19 protein-coding genes are annotated in these 16,348 nt (G+C 70.6%); 8 read left to right on the top strand and 11 right to left on the bottom strand.

Going from position 1 to position 16,348, the window contains the following annotated elements; all coding sequences use genetic code 11:
• Window positions 1-2: 2 nt before the first annotated feature.
• The 3 genes from AC3WRM_RS08285 to AC3WRM_RS08275 are packed head-to-tail and all read right to left on the bottom strand — an operon-like array spanning window position 3 to window position 2,565.
• Window positions 3-929: an alpha-E domain-containing protein gene (locus AC3WRM_RS08285; protein WP_492247960.1), complete on the bottom strand. Its 927-nt coding sequence runs from the start codon at window positions 927-929 to the stop codon at window positions 3-5.
• Complete coding sequence (locus AC3WRM_RS08280; protein ID WP_492247961.1) at window positions 923-1,015, bottom strand: alpha-E domain-containing protein; 93 nt, start codon at window positions 1,013-1,015, stop codon at window positions 923-925. Before AC3WRM_RS08280 ends, AC3WRM_RS08285 begins: the two co-directional genes overlap by 7 nt.
• Window positions 1,015-2,565 carry a circularly permuted type 2 ATP-grasp protein gene (locus AC3WRM_RS08275; RefSeq protein WP_492247962.1) on the bottom strand — a complete coding sequence of 517 codons (1,551 nt, stop codon included), beginning with the start codon at window positions 2,563-2,565 and terminating at the stop codon, window positions 1,015-1,017. Before AC3WRM_RS08275 ends, AC3WRM_RS08280 begins: the two co-directional genes overlap by 1 nt.
• A gap of 129 nt (window positions 2,566-2,694) precedes the next feature.
• Between AC3WRM_RS08275 and AC3WRM_RS08270 the strand changes: the two genes are divergently transcribed.
• The 6 genes from AC3WRM_RS08270 (at window position 2,695) to trxA (ending at window position 7,754) form a co-directional block, all read left to right on the top strand.
• A complete protein-coding gene (locus AC3WRM_RS08270; RefSeq protein WP_492247963.1) occupies window positions 2,695-3,768 on the top strand; it encodes a YihY/virulence factor BrkB family protein in 1,074 nt (357 codons plus the stop codon).
• Between the two features lie 19 nt (window positions 3,769-3,787).
• Window positions 3,788-4,120 (top strand): hypothetical protein, encoded by a 333-nt coding sequence (locus AC3WRM_RS08265; RefSeq protein ID WP_492247964.1) that lies wholly within the window; start codon window positions 3,788-3,790, stop codon window positions 4,118-4,120.
• Window positions 4,121-4,199: 79 nt separating this feature from the next.
• Window positions 4,200-4,637: an HNH endonuclease gene (locus AC3WRM_RS08260; protein ID WP_253022411.1), complete on the top strand. Its 438-nt coding sequence runs from the start codon at window positions 4,200-4,202 to the stop codon at window positions 4,635-4,637.
• A 67-nt stretch (window positions 4,638-4,704) separates the two neighbouring features.
• A complete protein-coding gene (locus AC3WRM_RS08255) occupies window positions 4,705-6,285 on the top strand; it encodes a protein kinase family protein (RefSeq protein ID WP_492247965.1) in 1,581 nt (526 codons plus the stop codon).
• Window positions 6,286-6,391: 106 nt separating this feature from the next.
• Window positions 6,392-7,390 (top strand): thioredoxin-disulfide reductase, encoded by a 999-nt coding sequence (gene trxB / locus AC3WRM_RS08250; protein ID WP_492247966.1) that lies wholly within the window; start codon window positions 6,392-6,394, stop codon window positions 7,388-7,390.
• A gap of 40 nt (window positions 7,391-7,430) precedes the next feature.
• Entirely contained in the window at window positions 7,431-7,754 is a 324-nt protein-coding gene (trxA, locus tag AC3WRM_RS08245) for a thioredoxin (RefSeq protein WP_492247967.1), read from the top strand.
• A 225-nt stretch (window positions 7,755-7,979) separates the two neighbouring features.
• Here the strand turns inward: trxA and AC3WRM_RS08240 are convergent, their stop codons facing one another.
• The 8 genes from AC3WRM_RS08240 to rpmH form a co-directional block, all read right to left on the bottom strand.
• Window positions 7,980-8,879 carry a ParB/RepB/Spo0J family partition protein gene (locus AC3WRM_RS08240; RefSeq protein ID WP_492247968.1) on the bottom strand — a complete coding sequence of 300 codons (900 nt, stop codon included), beginning with the start codon at window positions 8,877-8,879 and terminating at the stop codon, window positions 7,980-7,982.
• Window positions 8,879-9,841: a ParA family protein gene (locus tag AC3WRM_RS08235; RefSeq protein WP_492247995.1), complete on the bottom strand. Its 963-nt coding sequence runs from the start codon at window positions 9,839-9,841 to the stop codon at window positions 8,879-8,881. Before AC3WRM_RS08235 ends, AC3WRM_RS08240 begins: the two co-directional genes overlap by 1 nt.
• A 102-nt stretch (window positions 9,842-9,943) precedes the next feature.
• Window positions 9,944-10,519, bottom strand: coding sequence for a 16S rRNA (guanine(527)-N(7))-methyltransferase RsmG (gene rsmG, locus AC3WRM_RS08230; protein ID WP_492247969.1), 576 nt, complete (start codon window positions 10,517-10,519; stop codon window positions 9,944-9,946).
• A 55-nt stretch (window positions 10,520-10,574) separates the two neighbouring features.
• Window positions 10,575-11,048, bottom strand: coding sequence for a Jag family protein (locus AC3WRM_RS08225; RefSeq protein ID WP_492247970.1), 474 nt, complete (start codon window positions 11,046-11,048; stop codon window positions 10,575-10,577).
• 7 nt (window positions 11,049-11,055) lie between these two features.
• Window positions 11,056-12,027: a membrane protein insertase YidC gene (gene yidC, locus AC3WRM_RS08220; RefSeq protein ID WP_492247971.1), complete on the bottom strand. Its 972-nt coding sequence runs from the start codon at window positions 12,025-12,027 to the stop codon at window positions 11,056-11,058.
• Window positions 12,012-12,314: a membrane protein insertion efficiency factor YidD gene (yidD, locus tag AC3WRM_RS08215; protein ID WP_492270921.1), complete on the bottom strand. Its 303-nt coding sequence runs from the start codon at window positions 12,312-12,314 to the stop codon at window positions 12,012-12,014. Before yidD ends, yidC begins: the two co-directional genes overlap by 16 nt.
• An 11-nt stretch (window positions 12,315-12,325) precedes the next feature.
• Complete coding sequence (gene rnpA, locus AC3WRM_RS08210) at window positions 12,326-12,703, bottom strand: ribonuclease P protein component (RefSeq protein ID WP_492247973.1); 378 nt, start codon at window positions 12,701-12,703, stop codon at window positions 12,326-12,328.
• Between the two features lie 3 nt (window positions 12,704-12,706).
• The gene (gene rpmH, locus AC3WRM_RS08205) at window positions 12,707-12,844 is read right to left on the bottom strand and encodes a 50S ribosomal protein L34 (protein ID WP_067862010.1); all 138 of its coding nucleotides are present in this window, start codon (window positions 12,842-12,844) and stop codon (window positions 12,707-12,709) included.
• Window positions 12,845-13,187: 343 nt separating this feature from the next.
• On the opposite strand from rpmH, the gene dnaA reads away from it, so the two are divergent.
• A complete protein-coding gene (gene dnaA / locus AC3WRM_RS08200) occupies window positions 13,188-14,735 on the top strand; it encodes a chromosomal replication initiator protein DnaA (RefSeq protein WP_492247974.1) in 1,548 nt (515 codons plus the stop codon).
• A 449-nt stretch (window positions 14,736-15,184) separates the two neighbouring features.
• On the top strand, window positions 15,185-16,327 hold the full coding sequence (gene dnaN / locus AC3WRM_RS08195; RefSeq protein WP_492247975.1) for a DNA polymerase III subunit beta: 1,143 nt from the start codon (window positions 15,185-15,187) through the stop codon (window positions 16,325-16,327).
• Window positions 16,328-16,348: the final 21 nt, after the last annotated feature.

Raw genomic sequence — 16,348 nt, 5'->3', positions numbered from 1 at the left:
GCTCACAGCGAGACCCCTCCCGTCCACGCGTGCGTGTCCGAGTGCGAGAAGTACCGCGCGCCGACCGCCTCGCTCGCTGCCGCGCACGTGCGCTGCAGCCGCTCCATCTCGATCGGCATCGCCTCGACGATCTCCGCGAGCGGCCGATACTCCAGCTCCGTGCGCGCCCGACCCAGCAGCCGCTGCGCCTCGTCACCGAATCCCGAGCGCTGACCGCGCGCCTCCAGACGGCTCAGCGCCCGCTCGGCCTCCATCAACGCCGAGACCACCGACCGCGGGAACCACCGGTCCAGCAGCAGGAACTCCGCCGCCTGACGGTCGCCCTCCAGACCCCGGTACGCGCGGATGAACGCCTCGTACGCCCCGCACGCCCGCAGCGTCGTCGGCCAGGCCACCTGGGTGTCCGAGGCCAACGCGGCCGTCGACAGCAGCCGCGCCGTCATGTCGACCCGCTCGATGCTGCGGCCCAGCACGAAGAAGTTCCAGCCCTCGTCGCGCGGCATCGTCCCGTCGGCGATGCCGTTGACCATCGCCGTCCGGTTCCGCACCCACGCGAACATGTCCGGCGGACGCTTCGTCCGCGCCGACGGCAGGCCCCGCCACATCGTGTTGATCGACGCCCAGATGTCCGTCGACAACGTCTCCCGCGCGCCGCGCGCACCCTCGCGCGCCGCGGTGATCGCCGACGCGATCGACCCCGGCGAGTCGACGTTGTGCGCCAGCAGGTCGAGGATGGTCCACCGGTTGACCGCACCCGCGTGGTCCTCCACGCCCATCACCGACAGGAGCTGCTGGCACGACGCCGCCTCGTCGATCGCCGGGTCCTCCACCAGCACCTGCAGCTGGACGTCGAGGATCCGCGCGGTGTCATCGGCGCGCTCGAGGTAGCGGCCGATCCAGAACAACGACTCCGCGATCCGGCTCAGCATCCGGCCGCCACCTCTCGCTGGGGGTCATCGGCGCGCTCGAGGTAGCGGCCGATCCAGAACAACGACTCCGCGATCCGGCTCAGCATCAGAGGTCGCCCCCGTCCTCGGTCAGCACCGACGGCGCGGCCGTCCGCAGGGTCTTGGCCTTCTCCGGGCCGTCGGCGTCCTCGTCGACCGCGTCCTTCGGGTCGGCCGGGGTGGACGGGTCGGCCAGCACCCACGTGTCCTTCGACCCGCCGCCCCGGGAGGAGTTCACGATCAGCTCGCCCTCGGGCAGCGCCACCCGGGTCAGGCCACCCGGCAGCACGTACACGTCGTCGCCGTCGTTCACCGCGAACGGCCGCAAGTCGACGTGCCGGGGCCGGATGCCCTGCTCCACGAGGGTCGGCACGGTGGAGAGGGAGACGACCGGCTGCGCGATCCAGGCCCGCGGGTCGGCGTCGATCTTCACCCGCAGCTCGTCGAGCTCCTCGCGCGACGCCGCCGGCCCGATGACGATGCCCTTGCCGCCTGAGCCGTCCACGGGTTTGAGGACGAGCTCGTCCAGGCGGTCGAGCACCTCCTCGCGCTGGTCGGCGTCGCCCAGGCGCCACGTGTCGACGTTGCGCAGCACCGGCTCCTCGCCGAGGTAGTAGCGGATCAGGTCCGGCACGTAGGTGTAGATGAGCTTGTCGTCGGCCACGCCGTTGCCGACGGCGTTCGCGATGGTCACGTTGCCGGCCCGCGCCGCGTTGACCAGGCCCGGCACGCCCAGCACCGACTCCGGGAAGAACTGCATCGGGTCGAGGAACTCGTCGTCGATACGCCGGTAGATCACGTGCACCGGCTCCAGCCCACGCGTCGTGCGCATCGAGACCCGACCCTGCTGGCACACCAGATCCCGACCCTCGACCAGCTCGACGCCCATCGTCCGGGCCAGCAGCGTGTGCTCGAAGTAGGCGGAGTTGTAGACGCCCGGCGTCAGCACGACGACGTTCGGGTCGCTCACGCCCGACGGCGCCGCGGCCCGCAGCGCCGCGAGGAGGTTGCGCGAGTACTGCTGCACCGGACGGATGCGGTGGTCGGCGAACACCTCCGGCAGCGCCGCGGACATCGCCGGCCGGTTCGTCATGACGTAGGAGACGCCGGACGGCACGCGGCAGTTGTCCTCCAGCACCCGGAAGTCGCCCTGCCCGTCACGGATCAGGTCGATGCCGGAGATGTGCACGCGCACCCCGTTCGGCGGCTCGATGCCGGCGACGACGCGGTGGTAGTGCGGCGACGTCAGCACCGTCTCGCGCGGCACGACCCCGTCGGTGAACACCTCGCCCGGTCCGTACACGTCGGCCAGGAACGCCTCGAGGGCCTTGACACGCTGGCGCACCCCGGTGTCGACGTCGGTCCAGTCCCGCGCCTCGATGATGCGGGGCACGATGTCGAGCGGGAAGGGGCGCTCCTCGCCCCCGACGCCGAACGTGACGCCCTGGTCGAGATAGGCCGACGCGAGCGACTCGGCCCGAGCCCGGATCTCGTCGTTGCCCATCCGGGTGAACGCCGCGTGCACCTGCGCGTACTCGGTCCTCAGGGTGGAGCCGTCGAACATCTCGTCGAACCCGGCCACAGGTCCGTAGCCGTCGAAGAGGTGCGCGTCGCTCACGGGGGCCACCCTAGGGAGGAGAGGTGTCGATCATGTTTCGTCACCTGTCTAGCGGAGACCCGCTCGGCCTGCACCCCAGAGCCACCCCGCCGGTTGGCCACGGCGCGCGCTTCCTCCTAGGGTCGAGCCATGAGCGACGACGGGGAGCGGGCCGACCAGGACGAGGCGTCCAAGCCCGGGATCAAGGACCGGATCGCGGGCTGGCACCCCGTGCTCGCCCACGTCATCCGCACCCTCGACCACTACGGCGCGCACCGGGGCAACCTCGCCGCCGGCGGCGCCACCTACTTCGGCTTCCTCAGCTTCTTCCCGCTGCTCGCCGTCTCGTTCGCGGTCGTGAGCCAGCTGTCCGAGATCTACCCCGACGCCCAGCAGGACTTCGTGAAAGCGCTCAGCGGGGTGCTTCCGGGCATCGTGTCCGTCGACCCGCAGCCGGGTCGCATCGCGCTGACGGAGATCGCCTCCAACGCTCCGGCGATCTACACCGTCGGCCTGCTCACTGCGCTCTACTCGGGCCTCAACTGGGTCAGCGGGCTGCGCGACGGGCTCAACCAGATGCTCGACCTGCCCACCTCCGAGACCGGCAACCTCGTGAAGGCCAAGGGCACCGACCTGGTCACGCTCGTGGTGCTGGGCTTCATCCTGCTCCTCTCGGTGTCCGTCGGCGGACTGCCCGTCGCCCTGGGCTCCTTCCTGCTCGACCTCGTCGGCCTGTCGGGACCGGTCGGCACCGTCCTGCTCACGCTGCTCTCGGTGGTCGTCGGCGTGGCCGTCAGCACCGTGCTGTTCTGGGCGATCTTCCGTCTGCTGCCGAAGCCCGACCTGCCCGAGAACGCGTTGTGGCGAGGCGCCCTCTTCGCAGCGATCGGGTTCGAGCTCATCAAGCAGTTCGCGAGCCTCGTGCTGCGCGGCGCCAGCTCCGTGCCGGTCGCGTCGCTCGCGATCGCGCTGACCCTGGTGGTCTGGATCTACTTCTTCTCCCGGCTCGTGATGTACGGCATCTCCTGGGCGTGCACCGACGAGTCCACGTTGGCCGAGCTCGCCGCGCTGGAGGACGCCGAGGAGGACGCGCAGGACGCGCGCGGTGACGACGACCTCGAGGAGGAGCCGGTCGACGTCGGGTACGTACGCCCGCTCGTCGTGGGTCTCGGACTCGGGACGCTGCTCGGTGCGGTGCTGGGCCGCTCCACCCGCGACGACTGAGGGCTCCTAGGCTGCCCCCATGAGCAGCCACGGGTCGCACCCCCGCCCCACGGCCCGCACCCTGTCGGCCGAGGAGACCCGCGCGCTCCAGGTGGTGCGGCGGCGCACCACCGCCATCTGCTTCTTCGTCGTCGCCATCCACGGTGTCGTCGGACTCGTCGTGGTGGCCGACGTCATCGCCCGCCAGGGTCGGCAGAGCGGGGCCGTCGTCCTCGTCGTCATGTCGACGTTCCTGGCCATCGGCATCAGCGTCGCCGTGCGGGCGATCCTGGCGGCCCAGCCGGTGTTCTCGTGGCCGTGGGTCCTGCTCTCGCTCGTGCCGTCCGCGGCCGGTCTCGTCTGGGTGCTCTGACCTTCACCGACGCGACACACGCGCTTCACCCCCCGATGTCGGGCGTGGCGGATACTCTGGCCGTGGAAAGGGTCCGCCCATGGCCGAGCACGTCCTGGTCCTGAACGCCAGCTACGAGCCGCTGCAACGCGTGTCCCTGCGGCACGCCATCAAGATGCTGGTGCGCGAGGTGGCGGTCATCGAGGAGGAGGCCGAGGGCACCTTCGGTCCGTTCCCCAAGCCCAAGGTCCTGCGGCTCGTGCGCTACGTGGTCACCCGGTGGCGGCACCGCCGCGGCCACCTGTGCACCAAGTCGGCCGTCAAGGCCCGCGACCAGATGTGCGCCTACTGCGGCGGCCGCGCCGAGACCGTCGACCACGTGCTGCCCCGCAGCCGCGGCGGCGCGCTCACCTGGGAGAACGCCGTCGCGGCGTGTCTGCGGTGCAACCACCGCAAGGCCGACCGCACGCCCGCCGAGGCCGGCATGACGCTGCTCATCACCCCGGCCGCTCCGCCGCCGGGGTTCCTCGTCGGCTGACCCGCTCGCGGTGCGGGCGCCGTGGGGTCCGTCGGCCTACGATGGACCGCACACGGAAGAGGTGACGATGACCGAGCGGCGGGCCCTGGGCGCCGGTGACGTGCTCGACGGCCGGTACGTGCTGCAGGACCTCGTCACGGAGAAGCTCGGGTCGTCCACGTGGCGCGCGCACGACCGCGTGCTCGCGCGCAACGTCGGCATCGAGATGGTCCCGAGCGACGACCCGCGCGCCGACAACTTCCTCGAGGCGGCACGGCAGTCCACGTCGGTCACCGACCCGCGGTTCCTGCGCGTGCTCGACCTCGTCGAGTCCGACCACGACCACCACGTCATCGTCCGCGAGTGGGCGCGGGCGTTCCCGCTCGACCAGCTGCTGCGCCAGTCGCCGCTGCCCAACCGGCGGGCCGCGACCGTCGTCGCCGAGGTCGCCGAGGCGCTCGCGCACGCCCACGAGAAGAACCTGTTCCACCGCCGCCTGACCCCGCACCACGTGCTCCTCAAGCAGACCGGCGCGGTGCGCATCGTCGGCCTCGGCGTCGCGACGGCCCTGGCGCCGGCCGGCCACCAGGACACCTTCGAGGACCTGCGCGCGTACGAGCAGATGGACGTCGAGGCGCTCGGCAAGCTGCTCTACGCCTGCCTCGTGGCCCGGTGGCCCGGCGTCGGCGTCGACGGGCTGCGCGCCGCACCGGCCGAGGGCGGCAAGCTGCTGCGACCCCGCCAGGTGCGCGCCGGCGTCTCGCGCGACGTCGACGCCGTGGTCGACCGGATCCTGGGCCGGCCGCCGCTGAACCACCGCACGCCGCTGCGCACGGCCGCCGACATCGGTCGTGCCCTGCGGCTCACCGGCGAGGACGAGGCCGACGTCGACGACCCGAGCCCGCTGCACATCTCCTCGCCCGACCTGCTGCGCCTCGACCCCGTGATCGTGCCCGAGGGGCCGCCGCCGGGCCTCGAGCCGCCTCGACGTCGTCCCAAGGCGTTCGAGCCCGCCCCGCCCACCACCTTCGAGCGGAGCGTGCACCGCGCGAGGCGCGCCACGGCCGGCGGCGACCGCAAGCTCGTCCTGGCCGGTGTCGCGCTCACGCTCGCCGTCGTCGGGCTCCTGGCGTTCGCGGTCGGTCGGTTCACCGGCGAGGACCGCCGACCGCCGACCGCGACGGCCGTCAGCGAGGAGGCACCGGCACGCACGCTGCGGATCGCGTCCGTGCGCGACCTCGACCCGCAGGGCCAGGACGGACAGGAGAACCCCGAGGACGTGGGGCTCGCCGTCGACGGCGACCCCGAGACGGGCTGGCGCACCAGCACCTACTACCGACGTCCCGACCTCGGCGGCCTGAAGGACGGGGTGGGTCTCGTGGTCGACCTCGGTGGGCCGCGCGAGGTCGACTCGATGCGGATCCTCCTCGGCGGCTCCGGCACCGCGCTCACGGTGTACGCGACCAGCCCCGGCGGCGAGGTCCCGGGCAGCCTGCGCGACCTGCGGCGCATCGCGACGCTCGACGACGCGGGCACCGACGTCACCGTCACCTTCCCCGCGAACACCATCACCCGGCGCGTCGTGGTGTGGCTGACGGCGCTGCCCCAGGTGGGCGCCGGCGAGTACCAGGGCGAGATCCGGGAGATCGGCCTCAAGGGCCGGCGCTGAGTCCTCGGGCCGGTCGCCCGGGGCGGCCGACGCTCTGGTCGGGCGGCGGAATGATCCCCACCTAGACTGCGTTGAGCAGAGCAAGACCGTCTACGAGAAGGCACCCATGAGCACTGAGTCGTCCGCCAATGACGTCCGCAACCTGATCATCATCGGCTCCGGTCCGTCGGGCTACACCGCAGCCGTCTACGCGGCCCGCGCGAACCTCGCCCCGCTCGTCTTCGAGGGCTCGGTCACCGCCGGCGGTGCACTGATGACCACGACCGAGGTCGAGAACTTCCCCGGGTTCCCCGAGGGCATCATGGGCCCGGCGCTGATGGACAACTTCCGCGCGCAGGCCGAGCGCTTCGGCGCCGAGCTGGTCGCCGACGACGTCACGTCCGTCGACCTCACCGGCGAGATCAAGTCGGTCTCGCTCGCCGACGGCAGCACCTACCGCGCCCACGCGGTCGTGCTGGCCATGGGCTCGGGCTACCGCAAGCTCGGCGTCGCCCGCGAGGACGAGCTGTCGGGCCACGGCGTGAGCTGGTGCGCCACGTGCGACGGCTTCTTCTTCCGTGAGCAGAACATCGTCGTCGTCGGCGGTGGCGACTCGGCCGTCGAGGAGGCCACGTTCCTCACCCGCTTCGCCTCGAAGGTGACGCTCGTGCACCGCCGCGACGAGCTGCGCGCCTCCAAGATCATGCAGGACCGCGCGATCGCCAACGAGAAGATCGAGTTCGCCTGGAACTCGGAGGTGGCGGAGCTGCACGGCGACGGTCGTCTGGAGAAGGTGACGCTGCGCGACACCGTCACGGGCGAGACCCGCGACCTCGACGCGACCGGCCTGTTCATCGCGATCGGTCACGACCCGCGCTCGGAGCTGCTCACCGGCCAGGTCGACCTCGACGACGAGGGCTACGTGCTCGTCCAGCAGGGCAGCACGGCCACCAACCTGTCCGGCGTCTTCGCCGCCGGCGACCTCGTCGATCACACCTACCGCCAGGCGATCACCGCGGCCGGCACCGGCTGTGCCGCCGCGCTCGACGCGGAGCGCTTCCTCGCCGACCGCGAGCAGGCCGGTCAGCCCGCACCCGACGTCGCCATGGCCCAGTGGGCCGAGTGACCCGCACCCCTACGACCCCCATCCGCTGAAGGAGAACCCCATGCCCGAGATCACCGCCGTCACCGACGCCGACTTCGCCGAGAAGGTCCTGCAGGCCGACGGCCCCGTGCTCGTCGACTTCTGGGCCAGCTGGTGCGGCCCGTGCCGTCAGCTCGCCCCGATCCTCGAGGAGATCGCGTCGGAGAAGGGTGAGGCGCTCACCATCGTCAAGATGGACGCGGACGCCAACCCGAAGACGCCCAGCGACTACCGCGTCACCGGTCTGCCCACCATGAACCTCTACTACAAGGGCGAGGTCGTGAAGTCGATCGTCGGCGTCCGCCCGAAGTCGGCCATCCTCAACGAGTTGTCTGAATATGCGTGAACCCGAAGGCGCCTAGCGTCTGAGCGGTTCAGGCAGGTCGAGTGGTCTCACCGGCGAAGCCGTCCCCGCATGGAGCCGCCGCACTGAGGGCGTAGCCGCGGGGGAGATCGAAACCTGGCAAGCGTCGAAGCCCCGGTGCGGTGCACCGGGGCTTCGTCGTACCCCCCGGCCGCGGGCGGCGGAGGTTAGCTGACAAAACGATCTAACGCTTTATCGACATATCGATTACTGACTCCGCGGCGGGTCCATCAGTCGCACGATCCGCTCCAGGTCGTCGATCGTCGCGAACTCCACGGTGATCTTGCCCTTGGCCTTGCCGAGGTCGACCTTGACCCGGGTGTCGTACCGCTCGGAGAGCCGCGCGGCGAGGTCGGCGAGCCGGGGGGCGGAGACCGTGCGCCCGGGCGTGCGCGAGCGTGACGTGGCCGGCTCGCCGGTGTCGCCGAACTTCACGATCTCCTCGAGCGCTCGCACGGAGATGCCCTCGGCGACCACCCGCGCGGCCAGCCTGTCCTGCACCTCGGGGTGCGACACGGAGAGCAGGGCCCGCGCGTGCCCTGCGGACAGCACGCCGGCCGCGACCCTGCGCTGGACCGCCGGCGGCAGCTTCATGAGGCGCAGCGTGTTGGTGACCTGGGGCCGCGAGCGACCGATGCGGTCCGCGAGCTCCTCCTGCGTGCAGCCGAAGTCGTCGAGCAGCTGCTGGTAGGCCGCTGCCTCCTCGAGCGGGTTGAGCTGGGAGCGGTGCAGGTTCTCCAGCAGCGCGTCGCGCAGGAGGTCCTCGTCGGTCGTGTCACGGACGATCGCGCCGATCGTCTCGAGCCCGGCCGACCGCGAGGCGCGCCACCGGCGCTCCCCCATGATGAGCTCGTAGGCACCCGGTGACGTCTCACGGACGACGACGGGCTGCAGCAGCCCGACCTCGCGGATCGAGTGCACGAGCTCGGCCATGTCCTGCTCGTCGAAGACCTGCCGCGGCTGGCGGGGGTTGGGGACGACCGCGTCGAGCGGCAGCTCGGCGAACCGAGCACCCTGGACCTCCTTCAGCCCGGACTCCTGCGCCTCGGCGGGCGTCGACGGGATGAGTGACTCGAGCCCTCGGCCGAGTCCACGACGTGGTGCCATCAGGCGCCCCTCTCGCTGGTGGTCGGGTCGGACGTCCCCGCCTGGGCGATCTCCCGGGCGGCCTCGAGGTAGGAGAGCGCACCCGACGAACCGGGGTCGTAGGTGAGGACGGACTGCTGGTAGCTCGGTGCCTCGGAGATCCGCACGGACCGCGGGATCGCGGTGGCCAGGACCTTTGGACCGAAGTGGCTGCGCACCTGCTCGGCCACGCCGGCCGAGAGGCGGGTCCGTGCGTCGAACATGGTCAGCAGGATCGTGGTGATCTCGAGGTCCTGGTTGAGGTGCGCGCGGACCAGCTCGATGTTGCGCACGAGCTGGCCCAGACCCTCGAGGGCGTAGTACTCGCACTGGATCGGGATGAGGACCTCGCGCGCGGCGACCAGGGCGTTCACGGTGAGCAGCCCGAGGGAGGGCGGGCAGTCGATGACCACGTAGTCGATCCGGTCGCCCGCACGCTCACGCTCCTCCAGGTGGGCTGCGAGCGCCTTCTTCAGACGCGTCTCGCGTGCCACCAGCGAGACGAGCTCGATCTCCGCGCCGGCCAGGTCGATGGTCGCGGGCAGGACGGTGATACCCGGCAGCTGCGGAGCGGAGCGCACCAGCTGGGAGACGGGCACGTCCTCCACCAGCGCCTCGTAGACACCGGGCGTCCCCTCGGTGTGCGCGATGTCGAGCGCCGTGGACGCGTTGCCTTGGGGGTCGAGGTCCACCACCAGGATCCGCAGGCCCTTCTGGGCCAGGGCAGCGGCGACGTTCACGGCCGTGGTCGTCTTGCCGACCCCGCCCTTCTGGTTCGCCACGACGAAGATCCGGGTCTGGTCGGGCCGCGGCAGCTGGGTCGTGCTGCGGGCACGTCGGGCGAGGTCCACGTGGTCGCGTGCCTCACGGGCGAGGGGGGTGTCGAAGGGCTGGTCCGGCTCGGTCGACGTGAAGCTCGATGCCGGAGCCGCGCCCGACGCCACCGAGCTCAGCGACGTCGACTGGTTGGCGGTCGGCTTCTCGTCAGCGCTCACAGGACCTCGTTTCACGTGAAACATGCCCCGCCGTGGTCCGGGCGAGGGTCGTCACTTCGACACTTCCACCACGGTGGTCGGGATCTCGACATCACCGTACGTCCGGATCAGCGTAGCGGTCGCACCGAGCCGACCGAGGGTGCGCTTGGCGTCCCTCACCTCGTCCGCCGCCGACTGACCCTTGAGTGCCAGCAGCACACCTCCGGGCGCGACCAACGGCATGCACCACTTCGCCAGCTTCTCCAGTGCGGCGACGGCACGCGCGGTGACGACGTCGAACTGCCGATCGACGTCCTCGGCGCGGGCCCGGAGCACCTCCACGTTCGCGAGCTCGAGCTCGTCCACGACCTCCTGCAGGAACGTCGTGCGACGCAGCAACGGCTCGATGAGCGTCACCTGCGCATCAGGTCTGGCGATGGCCCACACCAGTCCGGGCAACCCAGCACCGGAGCCGACGTCCGCGACGGTCGCGCCGGCGGGGAGACGGGGCACGACCACCCCGCTGTTCAGGAGGTGCCGGTCCCACAGCCGCGGGACCTCGCGGGGACCGATCATGCCGCGCTCGACGCCGTCGTTCGCGAGGATGCTCGCGTAGCGCGAGACCAGAGGCAGCCGATCATGGAACACCCCCGCGGCCGAGGAGGGCGGCGGGGGTGTTTCACGTGAAACACTCATCGGGACCTCAGGCGTCCGCCGCCGGCAGGACGACCACGTGCCGGCTGCGATCCGCACCCTCGGACTCGCTCACGAGTCCCGCTGCGGCCACGGCGTCGTGCACCACCTTGCGCTCGAACGGGCTCATGGGATCGAGCTCCACGCGGGGCTCACCGGCACGCACGCGCTCGATCGCGCCGGCCGCCACCGACTCCAGCGCGACGCGGCGCTGCACGCGGAAGCCCCCGACGTCGAGCATGAGGCGGCTGCGCTCACCGGTCTCGCGGTACACCGCGAGCCTGGTCAGCTCCTGGAGCGCCTCGAGGACCTCCCCACCGCGACCGACCAGGTGGTCCAGGCCGCCGCCCACGATCGAGACCGACGCGCGGTCGTTCTCCACGTCCATGTCGATGTCGCCGTCGAGGTCGGCGATGTCCAGCAGCTCCTCGAGGAAGTCCGCGGCGATGTCGCCCTCGGCCTCCAGCTTCGCAGCGTCGGTCATGACCGGATCACTTCCTCTTCTTCTTGTTCGGGCTCGGCTTGGACCCGGCGGTCCGCTGGTTGCGCGTCTGCTTCTTCGGCTGGTTCCGCTGCAGACCCGGGTGCGGCTTCTCGATCTCCTTGAGCGGATCCTCCGGGACGTTCTTGCCGTGCTTGGCGTCGCGCTCCTGCTTCGCCTTGAACGCCGGCGTACCCGGCGCGGGGTTGTTGCGGATCACGTAGAACTGCTGGCCCATGGTCCAGAAGTTCGACGTGGTCCAGTAGATGAGCACACCCACCGGGAACGCGATGCCGCCGACCGCGAACACCACCGGCAGCACGTAGAGGAGGAGCTTCTGCTGCTGGGCGTACGGGCCCGACAGCGCGTCCGGCGGCATGTTCTTGCTCATCAGCTGACGCTGCGTGAAGAACTGCGTGGCGCACATCGTCAGCACCATGATCACGGCGATGATGCGCGTCTCGACGTGCGTCGCGCTGACGAGGGTGTCGGCGATCCGACCACCGAGGAAGACCGCGTCCTGCAGCTCCTCGGCCAGCTTCGCGGTCATGAAGCCGCGAGCACCGTCGGCACCGTTCTTGGCCGCCTGGTCGATCACCCGGAACAGCGCGAAGAAGACCGGCATCTGCAGCAGCAGGGGCAGGCACGACGCGAACGGGTTGGTGTTGTGCTCCTTCCAGAGCTTCATCTGCTCCTGGGCCAGCCGCTCCCGGTCGTGGCCGTACTTCTTCTGCAGCTCCTTGATGTGCGGCTGCAGGAGCTGCATGTTGCGGCTGCTCTTGATCTGCTTCACGAACAGCGGGATGAGCAGCGCACGGATCGTCACCGTCAGGCCGACGATGGCCAGGGCCCACGACCATCCTCCCGACGGGTCGAGGCCGAGCCGCGTGAAGATCTCGTGCCAGACGAGCAGCACGCCGGACACCGCGTAGTACAGCGGCGTCATGATGGCCGAGCCGATCGAACCTAGGAAGTCGAACATGGTTCTCCAGGGGTGGGGGTGACCGTCGCCGGGGCGACGGGAGGTTCAGAGGGGTGCTGCTCGTCCTCGGGCGCGGACCGCGTGCCCCGTCGTGGCGGCACGGGATCGACGCCACCGGCAGCCCAAGGATGACACCGGCACACACGTCGTGCGGCGAGCCACGACCCGCGGGCGGCACCGTGGGTCTCGACGGCCTCGAGCGCGTACGCGGAGCAGGTCGGGTAGTAGCGGCAGACCTGGCCGTACAGCGGGCTGATGGCGAACCGGTAGGCCCGGAGCAGCCACACGAGCACCGTCCTCACGGACGCACCCCGGCTCGACGCTCCGCCTTCTCGACCGCGGTGCCCAGCACGGCGGCGAGGTCGGCCGACAACGTCGCGCCGTCGACGGACGCCGCACGGGGCAGCGCACGGACGACGAGGCGTGACCCCGGCGGCACCGAGGCGAGCGCCCCGTGCTCGAGGTGGTCGCGCACGCGGTGCCGCAGCCGACGCTTCACGCGGTTGCGCACGACGGCCGACCCCACCGCCTTGGACACGACGAAACCGACGGAGGTGTCTCCGTCGGTTCCGATCGAGAGATGCGCGACGAGGGTCGGCGACGACGCCTTCACCCCGCGGCGGACGGCGACCTTGAAGTCGCCGGCCTCACGCATCCGGTGGGGCCGCCCGAGCACGGCTCAGGCGGAGAGGTTCGCGCGGCCCTTGCGGCGACGGTTGGCCAGGATGGCGCGGCCCGCACGCGTGCGCATGCGCAGGCGGAAGCCGTGCTTCTTGGCGCGACGGCGGTTGTTCGGCTGGTACGTACGCTTGCTCACGAGTTTGGTCCTTCGACGATTCGGGCCGGGATCGACGGCCACCGCTCGCCCACGGCGAAGATCTCGGTCGTGGGCATGCGGCAACGGTCGTGTTGCACGACTGCTCCACGGTACGGGGCGGCTGGAGCGTGGTCAAACCCGCCCCATAGGCTACCTGCGACCGACCGGTCCACGCGACACGCCGAGCGCACCGCGGCAATCTTGCCAACCCGCTTGAAACCACCTCGCGACCGCTGCTAGCGTCGCCGCTCTGCGCCTTTTTCCACAGCGCAGGACCAGCGGGTAGCTGGATGCACACCGTGTGGACAACTCTGTGGACCACGCGACCCCTCGGGAGACCTGCATGACCGACGCCTCAGGGCAGACCTCGGACGACCTCGAGCTCTCCACAGCGTGGGACCACGCCGTCTCGACGTTGTCGAACGGCGCCCGCGTCTGGGTCTACAGCGCCGAGCCGATCAGCCGGCACCCGGGGATCTTCATCGTCGGCGTGCCCGACGACCTGAGTCGTGCGCAGCTGGAGTCGCGGGTCCGCCCCGCCCTCGAGCACGCCCTGTCGTCGCACCTCGGCGAGCAGGTCCGCCTCGTCGTCACCATCGAGCCCTCGCTCACCGACCGCGCCCGCGACCGTCCTGCCTCCGCCGCACCGCAGGTCGAGGACCGCCCGCACCCGACCGGTCCCCAGCACACCGCACCGCAGTCCTCAGCACCTCAAAAAGACGACAAGTCGACACATCCACTTTCCGTGGTGCCGCCCGCACCCGAGGAGGAGGGCGAGGAGATCGACGTCGACGAGTTCGTGCCGAGTTGGGCCCAGGAGCCCGACCCGGTGCAACGTCGGACCAGCGCGCACGAGGCCCGGCTCAACGCCCGGTACCTGTTCGAGAACTTCGTCATCGGCTCGTCCAACCGCTTCGCCCACGCGGCCGCCGTCGCGGCGGCCGAGGCTCCCGGAAAGGCGTACAACCCGCTCGTCATCCACGGCGACTCGGGTCTGGGCAAGACCCACCTGCTGCACGCCATCGGCCACTACGTGCTCAACCTCTACCCGTCCTCGCGCGTGCGCTACGTCAACAGCGAGGAGTTCACGAACGACGTCATCAACGCCATCCGTGAGAACCGCACCGCCGCGCTGCGCCAGAAGTACCGCGAGATCGACGTGCTCCTCGTCGACGACATCCAGTTCCTGGAGAACAAGGAGTCGACGCAGACGGAGTTCTTCCACACCTTCAACGCGCTGCACAACGCCAACAAGCAGATCGTCATGACGTCGGACCGGCCGCCGAAGAACCTGCGCACGCTCGAGGAGCGGCTGCGCAACCGGTTCGAGTGGGGCCTGCAGACCGAGATGCTGCCGCCCGACCTCGAGACCCGCATCGCCATCCTGCGCAAGAAGGCGGCCATCGAGAAGCTCACGGCGCCGGCGGACGTCCTGGAGTTCATCGCCAGCAAGGTGCAGACCAACATCCGCGAGCTGGAGGGCGCGCTCATCCGCGCCACCGCCTTCGCGAACCTGCAGGGCACGACCGTCGACCTGCAGCTCGCGCAGATCGTCCTGAAGGACCTCGTCGCCGAGGGCGAGGAGCCCGAGATCACGTCGGGCGTGATCCTCGCGCAGACCGCGGCCTACTCCGAGTTCAGCATCGAGGAGCTGTGCGGCACGAACCGCAGCCGCGACCTCGTCCTCGCCCGGCAGATCGCGATGTACCTGTGCCGTGAGCTGACCGACATGTCGCTGCCCAAGATCGGCGCCGACTTCGGAGGACGCGACCACACGACGGTCATGCACGCCGACCGCAAGATCCGCAAGCTCATGGCCGAGAAGCACGCGGTCTACAACCAGGTCACGGAGCTGACGAACCGCATCAAGCAGCAGGCGCGCCAGAACTGATCCGCGCGGCACCCGCTGCCGCCACGAGGCCGACGTCCGGGCGACGTCGGCCTCGTCGCGTCGTGCCCGCGGGCTTCATGCACACCTGGGGACGACTCTGTGGGAAAGTCTCGACCTCAGGTGGACAGACGCGACCGACGTGTGAACGAGGTGTGAACGACGCACGGACGTGCACAGCCCTCTGGGGTGTGTCCACGGCACGCCCACACCGCCGTCCACGCCCCGACACGCCACCTGACCTGCGCCGACGTCGGTTGTCCACCGAATCCACACCGCCTACGACGACGACGAGGGAGTTACATGTCCGGATCCCCCGCAAGAGTGACGGGACGGCCTGGGTGTGGACGAGCGGGACGACGTCCTCAGGACGCCTCTCCCGACCTACGCTTCGCACCGTGTCCGTGGCAGGATGCAGTCCTAGTCTTCTCATGCCCGAAAGGCCTCGATTCGTGAGATTCCGCATCGATCGCGACACGTTCGCCGACGCCGTGGCGTGGACCGCACGCAGCCTGCCCACCCGGCCGAGCGTGCCCGTCCTCGCCGGGCTCCTCATCCAGACCGCTGGCGACGGGCTCACGCTGTCGGGGTTCGACTACGAGACCTCCACCCGCGCCACGCTTCCGGCGGAGGTCGCCGACGACGGACGCGCCCTGGTCTCGGGCAGGCTGCTGTCGGAGATCGTCAAGTCGCTGCCGTCGAAGCCGATCGACGTCAGCCTCGACGGCACCAAGGTCCAGGTCTCCTGCGGCAGCGCTCGGTTCAGCCTCTCCACGATGCCGGTCGAGGAGTACCCGCAGCTGCCGCAGATGCCGACCGCGTCGGGCACCATCAAGGCGGACGAGTTCGCCACGGCGGTCGCGCAGGCCAGTGCCGCCGCCGGCCGCGACGAGATGCTGCCGCTGCTCACCGGCGTGCGGCTGGAGATCGACGGCTCGACGATCTCCCTCATGGCCACCGACCGCTTCCGTGCCAGCCTGCGCGAGCTGCAGTGGTCGCCCGAGGCGAGCGACGCCTCCGGCCACGCGCTCGTGCCCGCGCGGGTGCTCGGCGAGACGGCGCGCTCCCTGGTCTCCGGGTCCGACATCACCATCGCCATTTCCTCCGGCGAGGCCGGCGACGGACTCATCGGCTTCGAGGGCACGGTCGGCAACGGCACACGCCGCACGACGACCCGGCTGCTCGAGGGTGACTTCCCGCGGGTGCGCCAGCTCTTCCAGGCGCAGTCCGAGACGGTCGCCCACGTCCGTACGTCCGAGCTGGTCGACGCGGTCAAGCGCGTCTCGCTCGTCGCGGAGCGCAACACCCCCGTCCGGCTGACCTTCTCGGACGGCCAGGTGCTGCTCGAGGCCGGCAGCGGCGACGACGCCCAGGCGTCGGAGTCCATCGAGGCGACCATCGACGGCGCCGACATCTCGATCGGCTTCAACCCCGGATACCTGCTCGAGGGACTCGGCGTCATGTCCGACCCGGTCGTGCACCTCGCCTTCACCCAGCACACCAAGCCGGCCGCCATCTCCGGCGTCCGCGAGATCGGTGACGCGCCCGACGGCGCGTTCCGCTACCTGATCATGCCGGTGCGGCTCCAGGGCTGACCCGCCCACCGCACCGCACCA

The sequence above is a fragment of the Aeromicrobium sp. EU05-FHT14F07 genome (assembly GCF_058790455.1).
This window is presented reverse-complemented; position numbering and strand designations above follow the sequence as displayed.

Excerpts from the sequence above, each read along its gene's own strand:
- AC3WRM_RS08285 (WP_492247960.1), bottom strand. The coding sequence starts at position 929 with ATGCTGAGCCGGATCGCGGAGTCGTTGTTCTGGATCGGCCGCTACCTC.
- AC3WRM_RS08280 (WP_492247961.1), bottom strand. The coding sequence starts at position 1,015 with ATGCTGAGCCGGATCGCGGAGTCGTTGTTCTGGATCGGCCGCTACCTC.
- AC3WRM_RS08270 (WP_492247963.1), top strand. The coding sequence starts at position 2,695 with ATGAGCGACGACGGGGAGCGGGCCGACCAGGACGAGGCGTCCAAGCCC.
- AC3WRM_RS08265 (WP_492247964.1), top strand. The coding sequence starts at position 3,788 with ATGAGCAGCCACGGGTCGCACCCCCGCCCCACGGCCCGCACCCTGTCG.
- AC3WRM_RS08260 (WP_253022411.1), top strand. The coding sequence starts at position 4,200 with ATGGCCGAGCACGTCCTGGTCCTGAACGCCAGCTACGAGCCGCTGCAA.
- AC3WRM_RS08255 (WP_492247965.1), top strand. The coding sequence starts at position 4,705 with ATGACCGAGCGGCGGGCCCTGGGCGCCGGTGACGTGCTCGACGGCCGG.
- trxB (WP_492247966.1), top strand. The coding sequence starts at position 6,392 with ATGAGCACTGAGTCGTCCGCCAATGACGTCCGCAACCTGATCATCATC.
- trxA (WP_492247967.1), top strand. The coding sequence starts at position 7,431 with ATGCCCGAGATCACCGCCGTCACCGACGCCGACTTCGCCGAGAAGGTC.
- AC3WRM_RS08240 (WP_492247968.1), bottom strand. The coding sequence starts at position 8,879 with ATGGCACCACGTCGTGGACTCGGCCGAGGGCTCGAGTCACTCATCCCG.
- AC3WRM_RS08225 (WP_492247970.1), bottom strand. The coding sequence starts at position 11,048 with ATGACCGACGCTGCGAAGCTGGAGGCCGAGGGCGACATCGCCGCGGAC.
- yidC (WP_492247971.1), bottom strand. The coding sequence starts at position 12,027 with ATGTTCGACTTCCTAGGTTCGATCGGCTCGGCCATCATGACGCCGCTG.
- dnaA (WP_492247974.1), top strand. The coding sequence starts at position 13,188 with ATGACCGACGCCTCAGGGCAGACCTCGGACGACCTCGAGCTCTCCACA.